The following is a 20,203-nucleotide window of genomic DNA, read 5'->3' on the forward strand; positions in this document are numbered from 1 at the left end:
ATTGTATGAAACTGACGATTAACGGTCAGAACATGACCTTTTCCAACCAAATCAATCACGTGAATCAGTTGCTGCAAGAGCTTGATTTAAAGGTAAAAACGGTAGTGGTGGAGCTGAATCGGCACATATTGACCCCGGAGGATCATGCAGAAGCGGTACTCCGGGACGGGGATAGCCTTGAAATTGTACATTTTGTGGGAGGCGGTTGATCATGTTAACCATTGGAAAAGCATCTTTTACATCCAGATTGTTGTTGGGAACGGGAAAATTCTCTGACCTGGATATCCAATCCCGGGCTGTAGAAGCTGCAGAAGCTGAAATATTGACCTTTGCCGTGCGGAGATTAAATCTGGACGAACGAGATAAGCCGCATTTTCTAGATACGCTGGATTTAAACCGGTATACACTTCTTCCTAATACGGCAGGAGCGACGACAGCGGAGGAGGCCATTCGCATTGCGAAATTGGCCAAAGCCTCGGGCCTGTGCGATATGATTAAGGTGGAGGTTATTGGCGATCGCCAAACGCTGCTGCCTGATCCCTTTGAAACATTGAAAGCGAGTGAAAAGCTGCTGGAGGAAGGATTTGTTGTGCTGCCTTATATATCGGATGATGTTATTTTGGCCAAGAGACTGCAAGAGCTGGGAGTACATGCCGTTATGCCCGGAGCCTCACCGATTGGTACAGGACGCGGCCTGCTTAATCCGTTTGCATTGGAGTTAATTATTGAACAGGCAGAGGTCCCGGTCATTGTGGATGCAGGTATTCGCTCGCCCGGTGATGCGGCAATGGCAATGCAACTGGGAGCAGATGCCGTTCTATTGAACACGGCTGTCTCGGGAGCAAAGGACCCTGTGAAAATGGCCGAGGCCATGAAGCTGGCTGTTTGCGCGGGCAGATATGGTTTTGAGGCAGGACTGATTCCCGTCAAACGTTATGCTTCAGCAAGCAGCCCGACAGAAGGCATGATTCAGGCATGATGGCAGCTGAAAAATCCGGGGTAGAAGGAATGAAAAGCGATCGTTATTCCAGGCAGGAAAGATTCGCTCCTTTTGGACGAGCAGGACAACGCCGGCTCGCTTCCTCACATGTACTGATCATAGGCGCTGGAGCGCTCGGTACAGGTATTGCGGAAACGCTGGTCCGTGCAGGCGTAGGTACGGTAAGCATTGTAGACCGGGATTATGTGGAATGGAGCAACTTGCAGCGACAGCAGCTTTTTCAGGAGAGCGACGCCGTGGAGAGATGTCCCAAAGCGGTGGCTGCCCAGCGAAGATTAAGAGACATTAATTCGGAAACGGTCATACACGCCCATGTACTGGACGTCGGGGTAGAGGAGCTGGAAGCGCTGATTCAGGGAGTTGACCTGATGATGGATGCAACCGATAATTTCGAGACCCGCCTGCTCATGAACGACATGGCGCTAAAGCATCATATACCGTGGATTTACGGGGGATGTGTAGGAAGCTATGGGGTAACCTATACCATTTTGCCTGGGCAAACACCATGTCTTCACTGTCTGCTCGGGACCGTTCCGTTTGGAGGAGAAACTTGTGATACAGCCGGAATTATACCGCAGGCCGTACAAATGGTCACAGCTAACCAGACCGCAGAAGCCTTCAAGCTTCTCGGTGGATATCCGAAAGAGCTGAGAGGGAAGCTGCTCTCGTTTGATGTATGGCGTAACGAATACACAGCGATATCCGTTCACAGCTTGAAAAAAGCGGATTGTCCTTCTTGCGGCAATCACCCGACGTACCCTTATTTGTCAGCTTCACATCGGCAGAAAACAGATGTTTTGTGCGGTCGGGACACCGTTCAGATTCGACCTGTCCAACCAACACAGCTGAATCTTAATGAATTAGCAGACAGACTTGCTTCGGTGGAAGCGGGAAAGGTAGAGCAAAATCCGTTTCTGGTCTCCTTGAGCACAGGCATGCTTCGCCTAGTCGTATTTGCAGATGGGAGAGCGTTGATTCACGGAACTAAGGACGTGTCAGAAGCAAAGAGTATATATCACCGTTATTTAGGCTAACTCTAACAAGCAGGAAACCATTCTTCCAGGAATGATTTTCTGCTTTTTTGTTACAATAATATAAATATGCTTTAATGGCTGATCCAAAACAAATGGTTCGTTTCCTAATGTAATGCATGTCCAATTCAGGTGGGTGAAAAGATGAGCCCGTTCATTTTACTTGTAGATGCAAACGAAGTGTCTGATGTATATGTACATTTGTTGGAGCAGGCAGGCTATCAGGTGGCTAACGCCCGTCATATGTCGGAGGGAAGGAACTACGCAGCCGATAGTCCTATAAATATGCTGCTTCTGAACAACAGGGACGAGCAAGCGGATGCATACGGCATGATTCGTATCCTACGGCAAAGCCATTCTCATGTACCGCTGTTTGTATTGACCTCATCGGATGACGAGAACCATATTGTCTCCTGCTTTGAGCAGGGAGCACACGATGTAATGGCACACCCTTTTTCTCACAAAGTGTTTCTAGCCAGAGTGGCTAATTTACTGCGGATTTTTGGTATTGTACATGATGCAGCTGGGGCAATCAAGGCGGGTGATTTACACATCGATCATGCAAGCAGGATGGTGAATAGAGGGGGGCGAAAGCTGGAATTAACTCCAAAGGAATTCGATCTTTTGTTTCATCTTGCTGTACGTCTTAATCAGGTTTGCAGCAGACAGCAAATTTTGAAAGATGTTTGGCAACATGATTATATCGTAGATACGAACGTAGTCGACGTGTATATTAGGCATTTGCGAGTGAAGGTAGATAAAGGGCAGAAATTCAAAATGATTCGTACAGTACGGGGGATTGGCTATTCACTCAGAACACCGCCTCCAGCAGAATAGCATTAGCATTGAGGGATATAAAAAAGCCGGGAACTATTCTTCCCGGCTTACATATTTAAACAAGTTTGATACTTACAGCACGCGACGTGCTTTAATGTAAGTTCTTTTCCAGTTGCCTGAGTTCAGATTGGAAATGGTAACGCCAGGTTTGCCATAAGTGTGCAGAATTTTACCGTTGCCCATATAAACGGCTACATGGGTAATATTGTGTCCGTTAGCACGGCTGCCGCTTGAGAAAAAAACCAAGTCGCCTTTTTTCAGATTGGATTTGGATACAGCTCGTCCGACTTTTGACTGCTGAACAGAAGTACGCGGCAAGTCTACCCCGTGTTTTTTGAAAATATGCTTCATGAAAGAAGAACAGTCAAAATAGCGGGTGGTGCTTGTAGAAGCTCCGAACTGATAAGGAGTTCCCATATATTTTTCACCATAATTAATTATTTTTTGACCTAGTGAAGTCGTAGTAGCAGCCGACGCTTGTGCCGTATTTGTTCCCTCAATTGCAAATGTTCCAAAACCGATCGTGGCTGCAATTCCCGCGATAATTACCTTTTTTATGATATTGTGCCTGTTCATGTTGTAGGTACCTCCAAAAAATGATTGGTGCAAAATTTTGCTGATTTGCTAATTTACTGACAGCGTTGAGTATAACAGCTTTGGAGCCTCCCAATAGTTGGAAAAATAGGCCCGATTGCTTGAGGGACAAGGCTTGCATGGCAATTATTAAAAAACGATTAAAAATTACAAATTGTAAAAAAATAAAACACACTACAAATCTGGTATTTGTGAAAAATGCTATCGTAGCAAGTGTTTTGAGCATCAAAGTAGCCTTTGTGAAGATTACAATAATGTCATAACTAATCCTTGCTTTGAATGACAAGCAATAGCCCGCTTTCGATGGAAATCGTACCCTTCAAAGCGGTTAGCTTATTACTGACAGCCCGCGATTGACCCATCTTGAGGGTGGCATTGTGCAACGGGTACATAAATCCTTCCAGATTTATCCCTGTGACTTCAGCGGTCATAGGAAGCAGCGATGTGTATGTATAGCCCATAGGTTTGATCTCGAGTGTTGATCCGGTGAGCTCGATATAGTTATGTGCGTCCATAATAGCGCAGCTCATACGATGCTGCATCGCGCGTACCAATATTTGAATGTTCGCCAGCGTGTGATCCAATCGCGTGCCAGTTACGCCAAGCATGAGTACATGATCTACCTGCTCGTCCATCGCGATCTCCAAGGCGAGCTCCGTATCTGTCAGGTCCTTATGCACTGGATCACATGCAATCATGCGTTTGCTTGCCGATTCAACCTGTTCTTTTTGCTGCAGTGTTATCGAATCAAAGTCGCCTACAGATACATGTGGTATAATACCGTGCTCAATCAGAAAAAGAGCTCCTTTATCTGCACCTATAATAAAATCTTCAGGTTGTATGTACTGCAAGTCTTCTTCGCCAAGGCGACCGCCGGAAAATACAATGGCGCGCTTTTTCTTCATATCTAACATCCTTTCATCCTTAAGTCCGTCTATGTATCATCAGCTTTTAAGTATAACGTGTTAAATATGGCTTGCACAATTTTGGAGGGCACAGCTACAATGAAACAGAAAAAGACAGTGCAGCGTGCAGCAGGAAGGAGAATGAAATGATTAACGTTTTATTTGTGTGTTTGGGCAATATTTGCCGTTCCCCAATGGGGGAAGCGGTGCTAAGACATAAAGCGCAGGAACGGGGACTAGGAGCGCAAATCAGGGTAGACTCGGCTGGTACAGGTGACTGGCATATCGGAAAACCTCCGCATGAAGGAACGCTAAAACAGCTCAAGCTGCACGGCATCAGCGGGAAGGGCCTAAAGGCGCGGCAAATAGGGGAGCGTGATTTTGAAGCGTTTGATTATATTGTGTGCATGGATGATTCGAATGAACGTAACTTGCGTAAGCTTGCAGGCGGTGCGCACGTTGACATTCTTAAATTTATGGACTTGCTTCCGCAAGAAAAGCTGAGAGAAGTACCTGACCCTTATTACACCGGCAATTTTGCGGAGACTTATCGGTTAATGGACGCAGGATGCGAGGCTCTGCTGGACAAAATCGCAGAGGAAAAGCTATAATGTGAACGACAGAAAGCGGCAATGCTTGCCGTTTTTCATTTCAAACATATTGAAAGCGCAATCATTTTGGGTGAAAGCGAAAAAGAGCATGACAGCCAAATCTGGCCGATCCATGCCCATTTCCTGTAGCTGAAGCTTGGAAGAAGGAGGCTCAGGCGCGTTCCAAAAAATACATGAGCGCGTCAGGCAGCTCGTTTTGCCAAAAGCCCCACAAATGCTTGCCATCCTTTTCACGGTACGAAACCTCTGCGTTCCGTTCGCGCAGCAAATTTGAGCATTGACGGTTAAGCTCTACAAAGTTATAAATGCCGGTATCGCTCTCAAATGCATCCTCCTGTAGGCCGACCGTCATCCACACCCGCAGGCGGGACAGATCTTTCTCACGGGCGATGATCTCCTGCGAAGCCTCATAGTAAGCGCCGGACAGGCTGATGATACGGTTGAAGAGCTGCGGATACAGCAAGGCCAAATGCAGAGACACACTGCCTCCCAGCGAATCGCCAGCCAAAATGCGGGACGATGCATCACTTCTTATAGGATACTTTTGTTCTACATAGGGAATAATCTCTTCTGCAAAACAGGTGGTATACGCCTTGAAACGATCACCAAAGGGGGCGTATTCCTGGGTTCTGATTTTGGTGTTAACTTCGACACCAACAATAATGAAAGGTTCGACGCCTTCATCCAGGATAAGGCGATTGGCATGAGTTGCTATGCGGCCAAAATTGAAAAATTCCTCTCCATCCTGACAGTATACGACTGGGTAACTCAATATTTCATTATAGCCGGGCGGCAAGTATATACGGAGGGTTCTGGTTTCGCCAAGAAAGCGGCTTTCTACTTCGTCTTTAAGGATGGTTCGTTTTAAAAACCGGGAATCCGTCATTTTTCGTCACCTTTCTCGGTTATTATTTTGCATTCGGGTTCACAATAAGTTAAGATTACCCTGATTGCAATAGATGTTTAAAAAATGCTTAAAAGATGCTTAAAAATCCAATCATGTACTAAGCTGTTGTATTATTTTTGTACACCTGTTACATACACAAAAATATGACAAACTCAAAAAAAATAACTAAATCTTTGACGCCGGCAATATAACAGGTGTATAATAATTCTATAACAGCGGAACTTGATATTCAAATTTTTTTGTTGAGGTGAAGAAAATGAGCAAGGTTCCTTATGAAGTGTACACAGAGGAAGTTGAGGCTCTATCCGTGCTTTCTCCGGATGGTGAAATTATCAATAAAGATAAATTGCCTAAACTTACAGATGATCAATTGAAAGAAATTATGTATCGTATGGTATTTACACGTACTTGGGATGACCGTGCTGTTAACTTGGGTCGCCAAGGACGTCTCGGCTTCTACGCTCCGGTATCCGGACAAGAAGCAACCATGGTTGGTAGTGAATTTGCACTCCAAAAAGAAGATTTTGTTGCACCAGGCTACCGCGATATTCCGCAACTCGTTTGGCATGGCCTGCCTTTATACCAAGCTTTCTTGTACTCCCGTGGTCATCAACATGGCGGTCAAGTACCGGATGGCGTTAACGTACTGATGCCGCAAATTATCATCGGCGCGCAAATTCTGCATGCGATGGGTATTGCAATGGGCTACAAACTGAAAAAACAAAAACAAGTCGTCATTACATATACAGGTGACGGCGGTTCTTCCGAAGGAGACTTCTACGAAGGTCTGAACTATGCTGGTGTATACAAGCTGCCAGTTATTTTCTTTGTGCAAAACAATGGCTACGCTATCACGACTCCATTTGCGAAGCAAACAGCTGCCCTTTCCATCGCTCACAAAGCGGTTGCTGCCGGTATTAAAGGCGTGAAAGTTGACGGTATGGATGTGCTTGCCGTTATCAAGGCTGTTCAAGAAGCCGCAGAACGTGGACGCAATGGCGAAGGCGCTACACTCATTGAAGCGGTAACATACCGTTTCCGTCCGCACTCCCTTTCCGACGATGCATCTAAATATCGTACGAAAGAAGAAGAAAGCGAATGGAGCGAGAAAGACCCAATTGCCCGTCTTGCGAAATACCTTGAGAAAAAAGGTCTGTGGACTGAAGAAGATACAGCTCGTGTAAAAGAAGAGGCTAAAGCGAAAGTGAACGAAGAGATCAAAAAAGCCGAGAAAACAGAAAAAATGACAATTCCTGGTCTGATCGACAGCATGTTCGAAGTTACGCCTAAACATTTGGAAGAACAAAAGGCTGATTTTAAATAATTGATCTTGAAAGCGACCGGGTGGCAACCCGATCCGGTCTGTTTTTCAATTGGACCTGAACTGAAACTGATCTGTAATGTTTAAGGAGGAAATGAAGCAATGGCACAAATGAACATGAAAGAAGCTATTCGTGACGCACTTCGCGTAGAGTTGAAACGCGATCCAAATGTCCTGCTCTTCGGTGAAGACGTAGGCCATGTAGGTGGCGTTTTCCGCGCAACAGAAGGTTTGCAAAAAGAGTTTGGCGAAGAGCGTGTATTCGATACTCCGCTGGCGGAATCCGCAATCGGGGGGCTTGCTGTCGGTCTCGGTATCCAAGGCTTTCGCCCTGTAGCTGAGATCCAGTTCGTAGGCTTTATCTTTGAAGCACTCGACCAAATGGCAATTCAAGCATCCCGTATGCGTTACCGTTCCGGTGGACGTTACAATTCTCCAATCGTATTCCGTACACCTTTTGGTGGCGGTGTTAAGGCAGCTGAGCTGCATACCGATTCCCTGGAAGGTCTTTTGGCCCAAACACCTGGTATCAAGGTTGTCGTTCCTTCCAACCCTTATGATGCAAAAGGTCTTATGATCGCGTCTATCCGCGATAACGACCCAGTATTTTTCATGGAGCATTTGAACCTGTACCATGCATTCCGCACTGAAGTTCCTGAGAATGATTACACCATTGAGCTGGGTAAAGCAAACGTGGTTCGTGAAGGCTCCGATGTAACGATCATTACTTACGGTATGATGGTACACACTTCCATCAAGGCTGCTGATGAGCTGGAAAAAACAAAAGGCATCAAAGTGGAAATCATCGATTTGCGTACGATTAGCCCGATTGACATTGATACGATCATTGCTTCTATCCAAAAAACCAATCGTGCTATCGTTGTTCAGGAAGCGCAAAAGAGCGCCGGCGTAGCTGCTGAAGTGATTGCACAAATTAACGAAAAAGCAATTCTCCATCTGGAAGCGCCAGTTCTGCGTGTAGCTGGTCCAGATACCGTTTATCCTTTTGCTCAAATTGAAGATACTTGGTTGCCAACGCCAACGCGTATCATTGATGCGGTTAATAAAGTATTGGAATTTTAATTAAAGCACACCGTAAATTTGGGAGGTTTTAAACGTGGCAAAATTTGAATATAGATTTCCGGAGCTGGGTGAAGGTCTTCATGAAGGCGAAATCATCAAGATGCACATCAAGCCCGGCGACAAAGTAACAGATGACGACATCATCATGGAAGTACAAAACGACAAGGCTGTAGTTGAAGTACCTTGTCCAGTCAATGGTACAGTACAAGAAGTATTTGCCAAAGATGGTGACGTTTTTAACGTTGGTCAAGTCGTGGCTATTATTGATGCAGAAGGTGAACTTCCTGAGCAAGAAGGTGCACCGGAAGCACCGGCTGCTGCTAGCCCTGAGCCAAGTGCTGCAGCGGGTGGAGCTGCAGGTGCAGCCAGATTTGAATATAAATTCCCAGAACTGGGTGAAGGTCTTCACGAAGGCGAAATCATCAAGATGCACATCAAAACCGGCGACAAAGTAACTGATGAAGATATCATCATGGAAGTACAAAACGACAAGGCTGTGGTTGAAGTTCCATGTCCAGTTAATGGTACGATTCAAGAAGTATTCGCCAAAGACGGAGACATCTTTAAAGTAGGTCAAGTTGTGGCTGTCATTGCTGCCGAAGGCGAGCTTCCTGAACAAGAAGACGCACCGGCGGCTGCTAAGCAAGAACAGGGTGCTGCACAAGGTGGAGCTGCCACCAAACCGGCTGCAACTCCAGCTGCATCGAACAAAGACGTGCTGGCTACACCTAGCGTGCGCAAATTTGCTCGTGAGCAAGGTGTAAACATCGCTCAAGTGAGTGGTACCGGTAAAAACGGCAAAATCACCAAAGAAGATGTAGAAGCCTTCAAAAATGGCGGTGGCCAAGCGGCTGCACCAGCAGCAAAAGAAGCTGCAAAAGCACAAGAGCCTGCTAAAAAAGAAGCGAAAGCTGCAGCACCAGCCGCACCAGTCGCAGATCCGCGTGCTGAGGAAGAGCGCGTACCATTTAAAGGTATCCGTAAGGCTATCTCCAATGCCATGGTTAAATCGGCTTACACAGCTCCGCACGTTACAATTATGGACGAAGTGGATGTAACCGATCTGGTTGCTTTCCGTACTCGCTTGAAACCAATTGCTGAGAAGAAAGGTACTAAAGTAACATACCTGCCATTCATCGTTAAAGCTTTGGTTGCTGCTTCCCGTCAATTCCCGGCTCTGAATGCCTCGATCGACGAAGAAGCTAACGAAATTGTCTACAAAAAGTACTACAACATCGGTATCGCTACAGATACAGACAACGGTCTGATCGTTCCTGTTATCAAAGATGCTGACCGTAAGAGCATCTGGATGATCGCTGATTCCATTCGTGATCTGGCTGTACGCGGCCGTGATGGAAAATTGGCTGCCAACGAAATGAGAGGAAGCACAATCTCCATCACGAACATCGGTTCCGCTGGCGGTATGTTCTTTACGCCAATCATCAACTTCCCTGAAGTTGCGATTTTGGGTACAGGTCGCATCAGCGAAAAAGCAGTTGTGAAAAACGGCGAAATTGTTGCCGCTCCAGTAATGGCTCTTTCCCTGAGCTTTGACCACCGTATTATTGACGGTGCAACTGCGCAAAACTTTATGAACTATATTAAACAGCTGCTCGCTAATCCTGAGCTGCTTGTTATGGAGGTGTAATCAATGGTAGTAGGAGACGCTTCTCTGGATATTGACACATTGGTTATCGGTGCGGGTCCTGGCGGCTATGTAGCTGCCATCCGTGCTGCACAACTGGGACAAAGCGTATTGATCGTTGACAAATCCGAGCTAGGCGGTGTCTGCCTGAACCGTGGATGTATTCCATCCAAAGCTTTGATCTCTGCAGCTCATCAATACGAAGCAGCTAAACATGGCGAGACTTTCGGTATTACGGCTGAGAATGTAAAAGTAGACTTTGCTAAAACACAAGAATTTAAAAACGGTGTTGTTAAGAAAATGACAGGCGGCGTAAGCGGCTTGCTCAAAGGCAACAAAGTCGAAGTTTTCAACGGCGAGTGCATGTTTATCAATGAAAACGAAGCGCGTGTATTCAACGAACATGAATCACCACGCTACCGTTTTAAAAATGCAATTATTGCAACAGGCTCCCGCCCTATCGAATTGAAGCCATTCCCGTTTGGCGGACGCATTCTGTCTTCTACTGAAGCGTTGAACCTGCCTGAAATTCCGAAAAGCCTGATCGTTATCGGTGGTGGATATATTGGTGCAGAGCTTGGACAAATGTACTCCAAATTCGGTTCCAAGGTAACCATCATTGAAGGTATGGATACCGTTCTTCCTGGCTTTGATAAAGACATGACTTCCATCGTTGCGAAAAGCATGAAGAAAACAGGCATCGAAATCTTCACTGGCGCTAAAGCGGAAAGTGCGGAACAAACAGACAAAGACGTAACAGTGAAATTCTCTGTTAACGGCGAAAGCAAAGAAGTAACTGCTGAGTACCTGCTTGTAACTGTTGGACGTCGTCCAAATACAGATGGAGAACTGGGTCTGGATTTGATCGGTGTAGAACTGGATGAACGCGGATTGGTGAAAGTTGACCACCAAGGACGCACTAGCATCCCTCACATCTTCGCAATCGGCGATATTGTTCCTGGTCTCGCTCTGGCTCACAAAGCTTCTTACGAAGGCAAAGTGGCCGCTGAAGTAATTGCAGGAGAGCCTTCTGTTGTAGACTACAAATGTATTCCGGCTGTTGTGTTCACAGATCCAGAATGCTCCAGCGTAGGTTACACAGAAGCTCAAGCCAAAGAAAAGGGCTATAATGTCAAAGTTGGCAAGTTCTCTTATGGAGCAAATGGCCGTGCCGTTTCCCTGAACGCTGCTGAAGGCTTTGTAAAAATCGTAGCTGACGCAGATACGGGTCTGGTACTGGGTACGCAAATCGTAGGTCTGGAAGCTTCCAACCTGATTGCCGAACTGGGTCTGGCGATTGAAATGGGTGCTACACTCGAAGATATCTCCCTGACTATTCATGCTCACCCTACACTGGGCGAACTCGTGATGGAAGCAGCGGAAGTCGTAATGGGCCACCCAATCCACGCATTGGTGCCACGTCGCTAATCCCGTTTCATTATCTCGTTTTTGCTTTTCATACGTGTTCAACAGAGGCAAGGAGCGCAATGCGTTCTTTGCCTCTTTTGTATGCATTAGGATTTTCTAGGACGATCATGAAAATTCACACAGTGCATGGTCAATGAAGCATCGTCCATGATACACTAAATATAATGTGTGAAAGTGGCTTTTCAAGGTCGGAATCTGGCGCTGCCAGATGTTTATCTATGCTTAAAGGAGAGAAACAAAGTGCGCAACTATTTGGAATTGCTGGAGGATATATTAGAGAATGGTGTGAAAAAAGAGGACCGTACAGGAACGGGGACGCTATCCGTTTTTGGCAGACAGCTCCGGTTTGACCTGTCTAAAGGCTTCCCTTTGGTGACCACCAAAAGAGTACATTTGAAATCGGTGATTCATGAGTTACTGTGGTTTTTACGGGGGGAAACCAATATTTCTTACCTCAAGGAGAACGGGGTTACGATATGGGATGAATGGGCGGACGAACAGGGGAATTTGGGTCCTGTATACGGATCGCAATGGCGCTCGTGGGAAACAGCCGACGGGCAGCATATTGACCAGATTGCCAATGTCATCGAGGCGATTAAAAATAACCCGGACTCACGCCGTCACATCGTTAGCGCCTGGAATGTGGCTCACATTGAATCAATGAAGCTACCGCCTTGTCATTTTGTATTTCAATTCTACGTCGCTGGAGGAAAGCTTTCCTGCATGCTAACCATGCGCTCGGTGGATACCTTTCTTGGATTGCCATTCAATATCGCAAGTTATGCATTGTTAACGCATATGGTTGCACAACAATGTAACCTGGAGCCGGGTGAATTTATTTGGTCAGGGGGTGATGTGCATATTTATTCAAATCATATGCAACAAGTGCACACACAGCTGGAGCGTGAACCTTACCCGTTGCCTCAACTGAAGATTTTGCGCAAGCCAGACTCTATTTTTGATTACACTTACGAGGATTTTGTCTTTGAAAATTACGAGTATCATCCAACGATCAAGGCGCCTGTCGCCATCTGATTAGAGGGGAGTGGATAGCATGGGGATTTCGATGATATGGGCCATGGCCCAAAATGGTGTGATTGGCCGTGACAACAGTCTTCCTTGGCGTCTCCCAAGGGACATGGCTTTTTTCAAGGAGCAGACGCTGGGCAAAACCGTACTCATGGGGCGCAAGACATGGGAATCCTTTGGAGGAAAAAGTCTGCCCAACCGGCGCAACGTGGTTTTGACCCGGGATCGGCACTACGAAGCCGAGGGTGCGGAAGTGATCCATTCACTCGAGGAAGGGTTCCGATTGGCAGCGGAAGAGGAACTGATGGTCATCGGCGGAGCAGAAATATATTCACTCTTTTGGGCATATGCTGACCGGCTGATCGTGACCCGAATTGAGGAGACGTTTGCAGGGGACACAACGTTCCCTGAGCTGGACTGGAGTGACTGGCATGTCGTCAGTGAGACTCCAGGCATCAAGGATGACAGAAATCCGTATGACTATCGCTTTGTTATTTACGAGAGAACAACGTAAGGTTAGTGTACAATGGATCACACCCATTTGAAAAATCTATGAACCATATAAAAAATCCTTTTGGCTGTTGATGCAGAAAGTTGCATAAGTTTTCATTACTTTTGCGCTGTATTGTGATACAATAAATCAAATTCAACGAGAGTAGACCCTTTCATGATACAAACAGACCAATTCGAATTGACTCAAATTCTGAATGGATGAACGGGGTTCATAAGCGAAGAGATGGGGGAACGTAACATGTCTACACCAACTGGATTTATGGAATATACACGACAAATTCCTGCGGACCGTGACCCGGTAGAGCGTATTAAGGATTGGGAAGAATTCCATAGGCATATGTCTGAAGAAGAACTGCGTACCCAAGGGGCGCGCTGTATGGACTGCGGAACTCCTTATTGTCATACGGGGATGGATCTCATGGGAGCAACTTTAGGCTGCCCGGTTCATAACCTTATTCCGGAATGGAATAATCTCGTATATCGCGGTTTGTGGAAGGAAGCGCTGGATCGGCTGCACAAAACGAATAACTTTCCGGAATTCACAGGCCGTGTCTGTCCTGCGCCGTGTGAAGGCTCCTGTACCGTTGGCCTGATCGGGCAGTCTGTAACCATTAAGACGATCGAGGAAGCTATTATTGAAAAAGGTTTTGAGGAGGGCTGGGTTGTCCCTGATCCGCCAGACAAGCGTACAGGCAAGCGAGTAGCTATTGTCGGCTCAGGTCCGGCAGGCTTAGCTGCTGCTGCCCAGCTTAACAAAGCAGGACACAGTGTGACTGTGTATGAGCGCGCGGACCGTGTGGGTGGATTGCTGATGTATGGAATCCCTTCCATGAAGCTGGATAAGAAGGTGGTACAGCGTCGTGTAGATTTGCTGGCGGCTGAGGGCATCCAGTTCATTACCAATACGGAGATTGGCAAGGACATTCCTGCTGAGCAGTTGATCGCTGAGTATGATGCGGTTGTATTATGTGGTGGTGCGACCAAGCCGAGAGAATTTAATATTGAAGGCAGCGATTTGAATGGGATTCATTATGCAATGGACTATTTGAATGGCACCATCAAGAGCTACCTGGATTCCAAGCTACAAGATGGCAACTATTTATCTGCCGAGGGCAAGGATGTTATTGTAATCGGTGGTGGTGATACCGGTTCGGACTGTGTAGCTACTTCTTTGCGTCACGGCTGTCGGAGTGTCACTCAATTTGGTACACATGCCAAAGCTCCGATGGAACGTGATCCGATTGCCAACCCTTGGCCACAATTTCCTAATGTGTATACACTTGACTATGCACAGGAGGAAGCAAAGGCGTTATTCGGGGAAGATCCGCGTGAATTCTCCATCATGACGACTAAATTTGTAGGTGATGAGAACGGCAATTTGAAAGAGCTGCACACCATCCAAATTCAACGTATTGTCGATGAAACAGGGCGTAAAATCTATCAACCGATTCCGGGGACAGAACGCGTATTTCCGGCACAGCTTGCATTCATTGCCATTGGATTTGATGGTCCTGAACAAACGATAATAGAAGAAATCGGTTTGGAAACGGACCGTCGCTCCAACGTAAAAGCGTGCTGTGGCCAATATGTTACAAATGTGGATAAGGTTTTTGCTGCAGGTGATATGCGTCGCGGGCAAAGTCTCGTCGTGTGGGCTATTAATGAAGGCCGGGAAGCTGCGCGTGAGGTCGACAAATACCTCATGGGTGCTACCGTTTTAGTGTAAATAAAAGCTCAATCATTACGATCAAGTCAAAGCTCCATCTTCGGATGGGGCTTTGCTGCGTTTGTCAGGTGATAATGAGCTGAAACACAGGAATATAACTGGCCACACCCAAAATGGGAATAGAAAAATGCTTCTTCCCAAGTTTCGTAAATCATGAACTGAGAGAACAAGGCTATCTATGATATAATACACGTATAGTGTTGAAGCGTCAGACTTAATGAATTTACACGGGAGCTTTCGTGGAAAGAAAGCTCCTTTTGCATGAGGCCATGCAACCTGTGTTTCCCGTACATCCCATATATGTATAAGTCGTGGTAGGAAAACAGAAGGCCGTCAGGAAGGAATGGAATATGAATGAAAACGTTAATTATTGCTGAAAAACCGGATATGGGGCGAACGATTGCCGCTGTTATGGAGCCGCGGGCTAAAAATAACCGCACCTATTTGGAGGGGGAGAAGTATATTATAACCTGGGCAATCGGTCATTTGCTGGGACTGGCTGAGCCGGATGCATATGATGCCAGGTACAAACGATGGAATATTCAGGATCTTCCGATTATCCCCGAGCAATTCAAAATCGTGCCGAATCCCAAAACAAAAGATCAGCTGAAAATGATTGGTGAGCTGGCCATACGCTGCAATGCCATCGTGAATGCTTGTGATGCCGGGCGGGAAGGGCAGTATATTTTTGCGTTGATTCAACAGCAGTTGAAGCTCCGTCAGCCGGTCAAGCGGCTGTGGATTTCAGATTTGACCGCGGAAAGTATTGCTTCAGGCTTCGAACGATTACGGGATGCTTCAGAGTTTGAATTTTTGACTCAGGCTGCACGGGCACGAAGTGAAGCAGATTGGCTGATTGGCATGAACGCCTCCAGAGCCTTCACAACACGACATAACACGCTGCTGTCGGTAGGACGGGTACAGACCCCTGTACTGGCATTGATTCATGATCGGGAAAAGGAAATTGAGGCGTTTCAGTCCCAAACTTTTTATGATGTATGGGCGGAATTTAAGCAAGACAAGTCCAAATACAAAGGGACGTGGCAGGGAGATCGGCTGACCAAACCGGAAGAAGCCGAGGCGATCGCTGCGGCGGTTCGCGGCAAAACAGGCAGTATTACCAAATATGATACGAAGCAGACGAAGGAGTATCCTTTTAAGCTGCATGATTTGACGCTGCTTCAACGCGAAGCGAATGCCAAGTACGGTTATTCGGCCAAAAAAACATTGGATATCGCACAGGCCCTTTATGAGCGCCATAAGGTCATTTCATATCCGCGTACCAACTCTAACTATGTAACAGAACAAAATATAGACGGCATGCACAAAGCGCTGCGTATGCTAGGTACAGGCCCATATGCCGAGCTGGCACAGCAAGCCAATCCTAATTTGGTCCATAAACAGAATAAGTCGGTCTGCAATCCGTCGCGTGTTGAAGACCACCATGCTATTTTGCCGACCTTAAAAAGACCAGGAACGCTGAGCAAGGAGGAGCAAAATATTTATGACCTGATTATTCGCAGATTTTTGTCTCATTTTTTTCCGCCTGCTGAATATAAAATGCACACTGTGATGACCCAGGTGGACAAGCACTTATTCAAAACCAGTATTAAGGAGCTTCTATCCTTGGGCTGGAAGGTGGTTTTGAGCAAGGCTGACCAGGATAAAGGCAAAAAGAGCAAAGCGTCCAAGAAGGAGGAAGAAGAGGAGACAGAGGAGTGGACGGACAAGCAGTTCGAGATCGACGCTGGGCTACAGGTGGATTGTACTCGCGCCGAGATGAAAGAAAAGGTGACTCAGCCACCGAAAAGCTATACCGAGGGCACACTGCTAAAAGCGATGGAAAGTGCAGGCAAGCAGATGGAGAATGAGGAATTACGCGAGGCCATGAAGGATGCCGGATTAGGTACCCCTGCGACCCGTGCCGCCACCATTGAACGATTGAAGAAGGTCGGCTACATAGAAATGAAGGGGAAAAAAATCCTCATTACGGATAAGGGCAAAATGGCAATTGAGCTGATCCGTCATGCAGGGGTTGATCTGCTGGCCTCGCCGGAGATGACGGGCCAATGGGAACGCCGCCTGCACCAAATTTCCAAGGGCGAGGCCCTTCAGGAGAAGTTTATGGACAATGTTAAAAGATTTACGTTGTCCATCATTGACAAGGTGAAGCAGCAGCCACCGGCTCCGGCCAATGCTTTTGGCGAGGAAGCGAAGGGGAAGCGTGCGGGTGGCAAGGGAAGTGCTCGCGGTGCAGGTGCGAGTGGACGGACTGGCGCTAAAGGGACAGGGCGCGCTCTGTCAGAAAGCGGCAGCAGCGCCGCAAGCGCAACGCTGGAGCGCACCGCGGACGCGACAGGTTCAGCTGCGGGAGCAGTACGCGGCTCGTCTAGCGGTGGGCCAGGCGCTTCACCGGGCCAACGGCAGGCTCTGGGGAGCTGCCCGCGCCCTAATTGCGGCGGAAGTATTATTGAAGGCCGCAAAGGATATGGGTGCAGCCATTACAAGCAGGGCTGCAGCTTTGTCGTCTGGAAGGAATATGCGGGCAAGCAGATTACGGAGACGATGCTCAAGTCACTGTTGACGAAGGGACAGACACAGCTGCTATCTTTTAAGCGTAAAGATGGATCGACCGTCAAAGCACGAATTATTCTGAATGAACCAGATACAGGACAGCTTCGTGTTCGTGAGGAGAATATATAAAAGGTATGTGACATAAATTCGACAGCTTGAAAAAGGCGGCCTTTTTTTGGCTGTTATTAGATGACTTCTGAATTCACCAGCAGTCATCTTTTTTATGCCCATTGGTGCCAAATGGAGCTGCAGCACATGATGCTACATCCTAAAAATCCTTATTTAATATACACTAAATTAATATTACATTAAACATTTTCCAGTCTCCAACCAATACAATTGATAAGGGTTATCGTTTATAACGAAAACGCAATTTTTTCTAGAAAAATTTTACAGGAGTTGATGAAACAACATGAAAGAGAATCCCGCAACCCGTTTTACCAAGAACGGTTACTTTTTGTTTTACATCTTTGAACAAAGGGATGTCCCGTCATTTTTATGACTTTTAGGACAGCCCCGTTTGGTTTCCCTCGATGCTCATGATTACAAGGTGGACTTCTTTGAGGGTCTACTTGGAGGAGAGCCTATCGGCTTTCTATCAGAGGGTTCGTTTCTGTTGATGCATTTGTATGCTTTCGTGTATCACTCGTGGCACTTCTGTGAGCTTCTGTATCGTATACATCATGGAATTCACGTTTTTTTGCAGTTCGACCATATTATAAATCCATTCCTTGGGCTGCTTGAGATATACCGCATGAATACCTGCCGCAAGAGCTGGAGATACATCGGTACGCAGAGAGTTGCCGATCATCCAGGTGATGCTCCGGTCCAGTCGATTCGTCTGAATGATTTCCTCCAGTGCTTCGACATTTTTATGCTGGCGAATGTAGATACGATCATCAAAATAATTGGTCAGCTTCATTTGATCAATTTTTCTTTTCTGAATGACCTGTTCACCGCCGGTGTAGAGATATAGGGAATGTCCCGCTTTTTTGAGCGAGTTTAATGTTTCAACCATTCCCGGATACGGTTCGACTTCGTGCTCGTACACACTTCGGCCAAGCGAGTGAAGCTCCTGCTCGTCCCGTATATCGATATGGCGTCCGAATTGCTTCGAGAAAAAGCGGTACGTATCTATCAGGGATTGTGGGAAATGCTCGCTGGCAAAGCCGATCTGATGAACTCCAGCCACATCAATCTCGATTTGTTTCTCACGAATTGTATTTTTCGTTAGATGATAGTCTGCAAACCATTCCTGAAGCAGATCGAAGAAGTGACTGAGAATCAGGTCAAAATATTTGTTGCAGTAGATTAAAGTGTCATCAAGATCAAATAAAATGTGCTGCTTCGGATACGGCATGCTACATACTCCTTCCAAAACCAAAGCTTTAACGGCGTTCCGTATAACGTATGGCGATCCGTTTAACTAAAGGTGCAGTTTAAATTATAGTCCAATATAGGATTCCAAAAATACCTGTAAATCAGCCGCTCCGTCCGGACGGATGCTGAATTTTTCCTTGTGATAGCGTCCGATATGAATGCGAAGCAGACCAGCCACTCGTAAAATCATCATATCAGACATGAGTGTGTCTTCCAATCGGCTCAAATCATGGCGCATCTCCTCCAGAGATTTAGGGCCTTGGGCTACATAACGCAAAATACGCAGTCGTTGCGGATCATTGACCGCCCGGGTGAGCCGCAGCAGGAGGGTAGGCGGTTCTTCCTCGCTGTCCTCGGGTATGTCAACCGGATACTGGATCAGCAGCATGCGCGAATAAAAACAGTATGAATTAATCGGGCGATTGTGCACGACCGGAAACAGGACAACCGTATCCAGATCTTCCATATGCGGAACGATTAATCCGGCGGTTGCGTATTCAACCAATGCCTCCGGCTCCATCTTGTTCAGAAGCATACGCTTTTCTGCAGCGTCTTCCTCTGCCAGCACGCGCAGTTCTCCTTCCAAAGCCCGAAAATAATCACGATACCATAATTTGAGTAGGGGGGCGTACACTTTACGTATGCGTAAAGATTCTTCAAAGGTTAAAAAAGGAATATGCGGAACAAGCTGTTCGAACATGTGTTGATCCGGGCCATGCTCCATATAAGAGATGTAGTCGGATATTTCATCCGATTCAGGTCGAAGCAAAGCCCAGACATAGAGTGCGTCATAATCGCCAAAAGGGCAATCCTGGGCTGCAGCAAGCTCGGCACGAACCTCGGGTTGCAGGCGAGCATCCACCTTGTCGATCCATTCATGGCCCAGGTCCATCTCGTGTACCCATTTTTTAGTTACATATGCCATGAAGCTGCCGAGTAATTCGTAAATTGGAGAAGTGTCTATTTTAATTTGATAACTCATGGAATCAAATGCCTCCTATTCTGTCTTCGAGCCCAGAGCATAACGAATCAAGTCCGTCCATAAAAAACATGAGCATTCTGAAATTGCTCGCTTATTTATTATGGCTTGTTCTGCCGGGCATTGTCCACTATAATATAAATTAGTGCGTTGTGACGTGAACGGGTCCGGATTGAACATACGTGTCTCCTTAATATACAGAGACAGATTACATATCAGACAAGCTCTCTTTCCGTAAAATCGTCATCCTGGATGACGATTTTTTTTCTTTACCTATTTCTTTACCTAAATGTGCAAAAAGATATGCAAGCAGCAGCCTTACTATGTTAGTGCCCGGCTGCTTTTTCAAAACAGCCAGCATGCATATGGACAAGAATTATTATTGATTATGGTATCAAATGCAAATCATTTCATAATATGCATTTTTGATGTTTTATTTTTTATTTATTTGATCAGGGGGGCTTTCATGTCGTCTTCGTTGCGTGTGCATTATTTTATTTTAATTGAAGTTATTATCGTCGCGTCTTGCACAAAGATTCCGGCGCAGCTATAAGTGGGCATGCTGCCGCTAGGCATATTGAGTGACCGATGGGGACGCAAGAAGGTGCTTATGAGCGTAGGTGTAGCAGGCGGCCTGGTA

The 20,203-nt window shown here is 46.5% G+C and carries 18 protein-coding genes; 13 read left to right on the forward strand and 5 right to left on the reverse strand.

Annotated elements, in window-relative coordinates:
- Nucleotides 1-5: 5 nt before the first annotated feature.
- The 4 genes from thiS (at nucleotide 6) to JO375_RS17540 (ending at nucleotide 2,868) form a co-directional block, all read left to right on the forward strand.
- Nucleotides 6-209 carry a sulfur carrier protein ThiS gene (gene thiS, locus JO375_RS17525; RefSeq protein WP_229525667.1) on the forward strand — a complete coding sequence of 68 codons (204 nt, stop codon included), beginning with the start codon at nucleotides 6-8 and terminating at the stop codon, nucleotides 207-209.
- Nucleotides 210-211: 2 nt separating this feature from the next.
- Nucleotides 212-979, forward strand: a complete 768-nt coding sequence (locus tag JO375_RS17530; protein ID WP_229525668.1) for a thiazole synthase — start codon at nucleotides 212-214, stop codon at nucleotides 977-979.
- Nucleotides 976-2,034, forward strand: a complete 1,059-nt coding sequence (locus tag JO375_RS17535; RefSeq protein ID WP_229525669.1) for a ThiF family adenylyltransferase — start codon at nucleotides 976-978, stop codon at nucleotides 2,032-2,034. The genes JO375_RS17530 and JO375_RS17535 overlap by 4 nt, the downstream gene beginning before the upstream one ends.
- A gap of 141 nt (nucleotides 2,035-2,175) precedes the next feature.
- Nucleotides 2,176-2,868 carry a response regulator transcription factor gene (locus tag JO375_RS17540; protein ID WP_229525670.1) on the forward strand — a complete coding sequence of 231 codons (693 nt, stop codon included), beginning with the start codon at nucleotides 2,176-2,178 and terminating at the stop codon, nucleotides 2,866-2,868.
- Between the two features lie 72 nt (nucleotides 2,869-2,940).
- On the opposite strand, the gene JO375_RS17545 is transcribed toward JO375_RS17540, so the two are convergent.
- Both JO375_RS17545 and JO375_RS17550 read right to left on the reverse strand, forming a co-directional pair.
- Nucleotides 2,941-3,444 (reverse strand): C40 family peptidase, encoded by a 504-nt coding sequence (locus tag JO375_RS17545; RefSeq protein ID WP_229525671.1) that lies wholly within the window; start codon nucleotides 3,442-3,444, stop codon nucleotides 2,941-2,943.
- A 281-nt stretch (nucleotides 3,445-3,725) separates the two neighbouring features.
- Nucleotides 3,726-4,367: a thiamine diphosphokinase gene (locus JO375_RS17550; protein WP_229525672.1), complete on the reverse strand. Its 642-nt coding sequence runs from the start codon at nucleotides 4,365-4,367 to the stop codon at nucleotides 3,726-3,728.
- Nucleotides 4,368-4,513: 146 nt separating this feature from the next.
- Here JO375_RS17550 and JO375_RS17555 point away from each other — a divergent pair, with 146 nt between their 5' ends.
- Complete coding sequence (locus tag JO375_RS17555; protein ID WP_229525673.1) at nucleotides 4,514-4,978, forward strand: low molecular weight protein-tyrosine-phosphatase; 465 nt, start codon at nucleotides 4,514-4,516, stop codon at nucleotides 4,976-4,978.
- Between the two features lie 151 nt (nucleotides 4,979-5,129).
- Here the strand turns inward: JO375_RS17555 and JO375_RS17560 are convergent, their stop codons facing one another.
- Nucleotides 5,130-5,864, reverse strand: a complete 735-nt coding sequence (locus JO375_RS17560; RefSeq protein WP_229525674.1) for an alpha/beta hydrolase — start codon at nucleotides 5,862-5,864, stop codon at nucleotides 5,130-5,132.
- Nucleotides 5,865-6,141: 277 nt separating this feature from the next.
- Here JO375_RS17560 and pdhA point away from each other — a divergent pair, with 277 nt between their 5' ends.
- The 8 genes from pdhA (at nucleotide 6,142) to JO375_RS17605 (ending at nucleotide 17,333) form a co-directional block, all read left to right on the forward strand.
- Entirely contained in the window at nucleotides 6,142-7,209 is a 1,068-nt protein-coding gene (pdhA, locus tag JO375_RS17565; protein ID WP_229525675.1) for a pyruvate dehydrogenase (acetyl-transferring) E1 component subunit alpha, read from the forward strand.
- Nucleotides 7,210-7,308: 99 nt separating this feature from the next.
- Nucleotides 7,309-8,289, forward strand: coding sequence for an alpha-ketoacid dehydrogenase subunit beta (locus tag JO375_RS17570; protein WP_229525676.1), 981 nt, complete (start codon nucleotides 7,309-7,311; stop codon nucleotides 8,287-8,289).
- 34 nt (nucleotides 8,290-8,323) lie between these two features.
- Nucleotides 8,324-9,937, forward strand: a complete 1,614-nt coding sequence (locus JO375_RS17580; RefSeq protein ID WP_322098752.1) for a 2-oxo acid dehydrogenase subunit E2 — start codon at nucleotides 8,324-8,326, stop codon at nucleotides 9,935-9,937.
- A 3-nt stretch (nucleotides 9,938-9,940) separates the two neighbouring features.
- The gene (gene lpdA, locus JO375_RS17585) at nucleotides 9,941-11,362 is read left to right on the forward strand and encodes a dihydrolipoyl dehydrogenase (RefSeq protein WP_229525677.1); all 1,422 of its coding nucleotides are present in this window, start codon (nucleotides 9,941-9,943) and stop codon (nucleotides 11,360-11,362) included.
- A gap of 240 nt (nucleotides 11,363-11,602) precedes the next feature.
- Entirely contained in the window at nucleotides 11,603-12,397 is a 795-nt protein-coding gene (gene thyA / locus JO375_RS17590) for a thymidylate synthase (RefSeq protein WP_229525678.1), read from the forward strand.
- Between the two features lie 19 nt (nucleotides 12,398-12,416).
- Nucleotides 12,417-12,905: a dihydrofolate reductase gene (locus JO375_RS17595; protein ID WP_229525679.1), complete on the forward strand. Its 489-nt coding sequence runs from the start codon at nucleotides 12,417-12,419 to the stop codon at nucleotides 12,903-12,905.
- A gap of 237 nt (nucleotides 12,906-13,142) precedes the next feature.
- Nucleotides 13,143-14,630: a glutamate synthase subunit beta gene (locus JO375_RS17600; protein WP_229525680.1), complete on the forward strand. Its 1,488-nt coding sequence runs from the start codon at nucleotides 13,143-13,145 to the stop codon at nucleotides 14,628-14,630.
- A gap of 354 nt (nucleotides 14,631-14,984) precedes the next feature.
- Entirely contained in the window at nucleotides 14,985-17,333 is a 2,349-nt protein-coding gene (locus JO375_RS17605; RefSeq protein WP_229525681.1) for a type IA DNA topoisomerase, read from the forward strand.
- 469 nt (nucleotides 17,334-17,802) lie between these two features.
- Here JO375_RS17605 and JO375_RS17610 read toward each other — a convergent pair whose 3' ends face one another.
- Together JO375_RS17610 and JO375_RS17615 are read right to left on the reverse strand one after the other, a co-directional pair.
- Nucleotides 17,803-18,564 carry an HAD family hydrolase gene (locus tag JO375_RS17610; RefSeq protein ID WP_229525682.1) on the reverse strand — a complete coding sequence of 254 codons (762 nt, stop codon included), beginning with the start codon at nucleotides 18,562-18,564 and terminating at the stop codon, nucleotides 17,803-17,805.
- 84 nt (nucleotides 18,565-18,648) lie between these two features.
- Nucleotides 18,649-19,566, reverse strand: a complete 918-nt coding sequence (locus JO375_RS17615) for an ArsR family transcriptional regulator (RefSeq protein ID WP_229525683.1) — start codon at nucleotides 19,564-19,566, stop codon at nucleotides 18,649-18,651.
- Nucleotides 19,567-20,203 lie beyond the last annotated feature (637 nt).

The sequence above is a fragment of the Paenibacillus farraposensis genome, assembly GCF_020736845.1.
GTDB classification, from domain to species: Bacteria; Bacillota; Bacilli; order Paenibacillales; family Paenibacillaceae; genus Paenibacillus; species Paenibacillus farraposensis.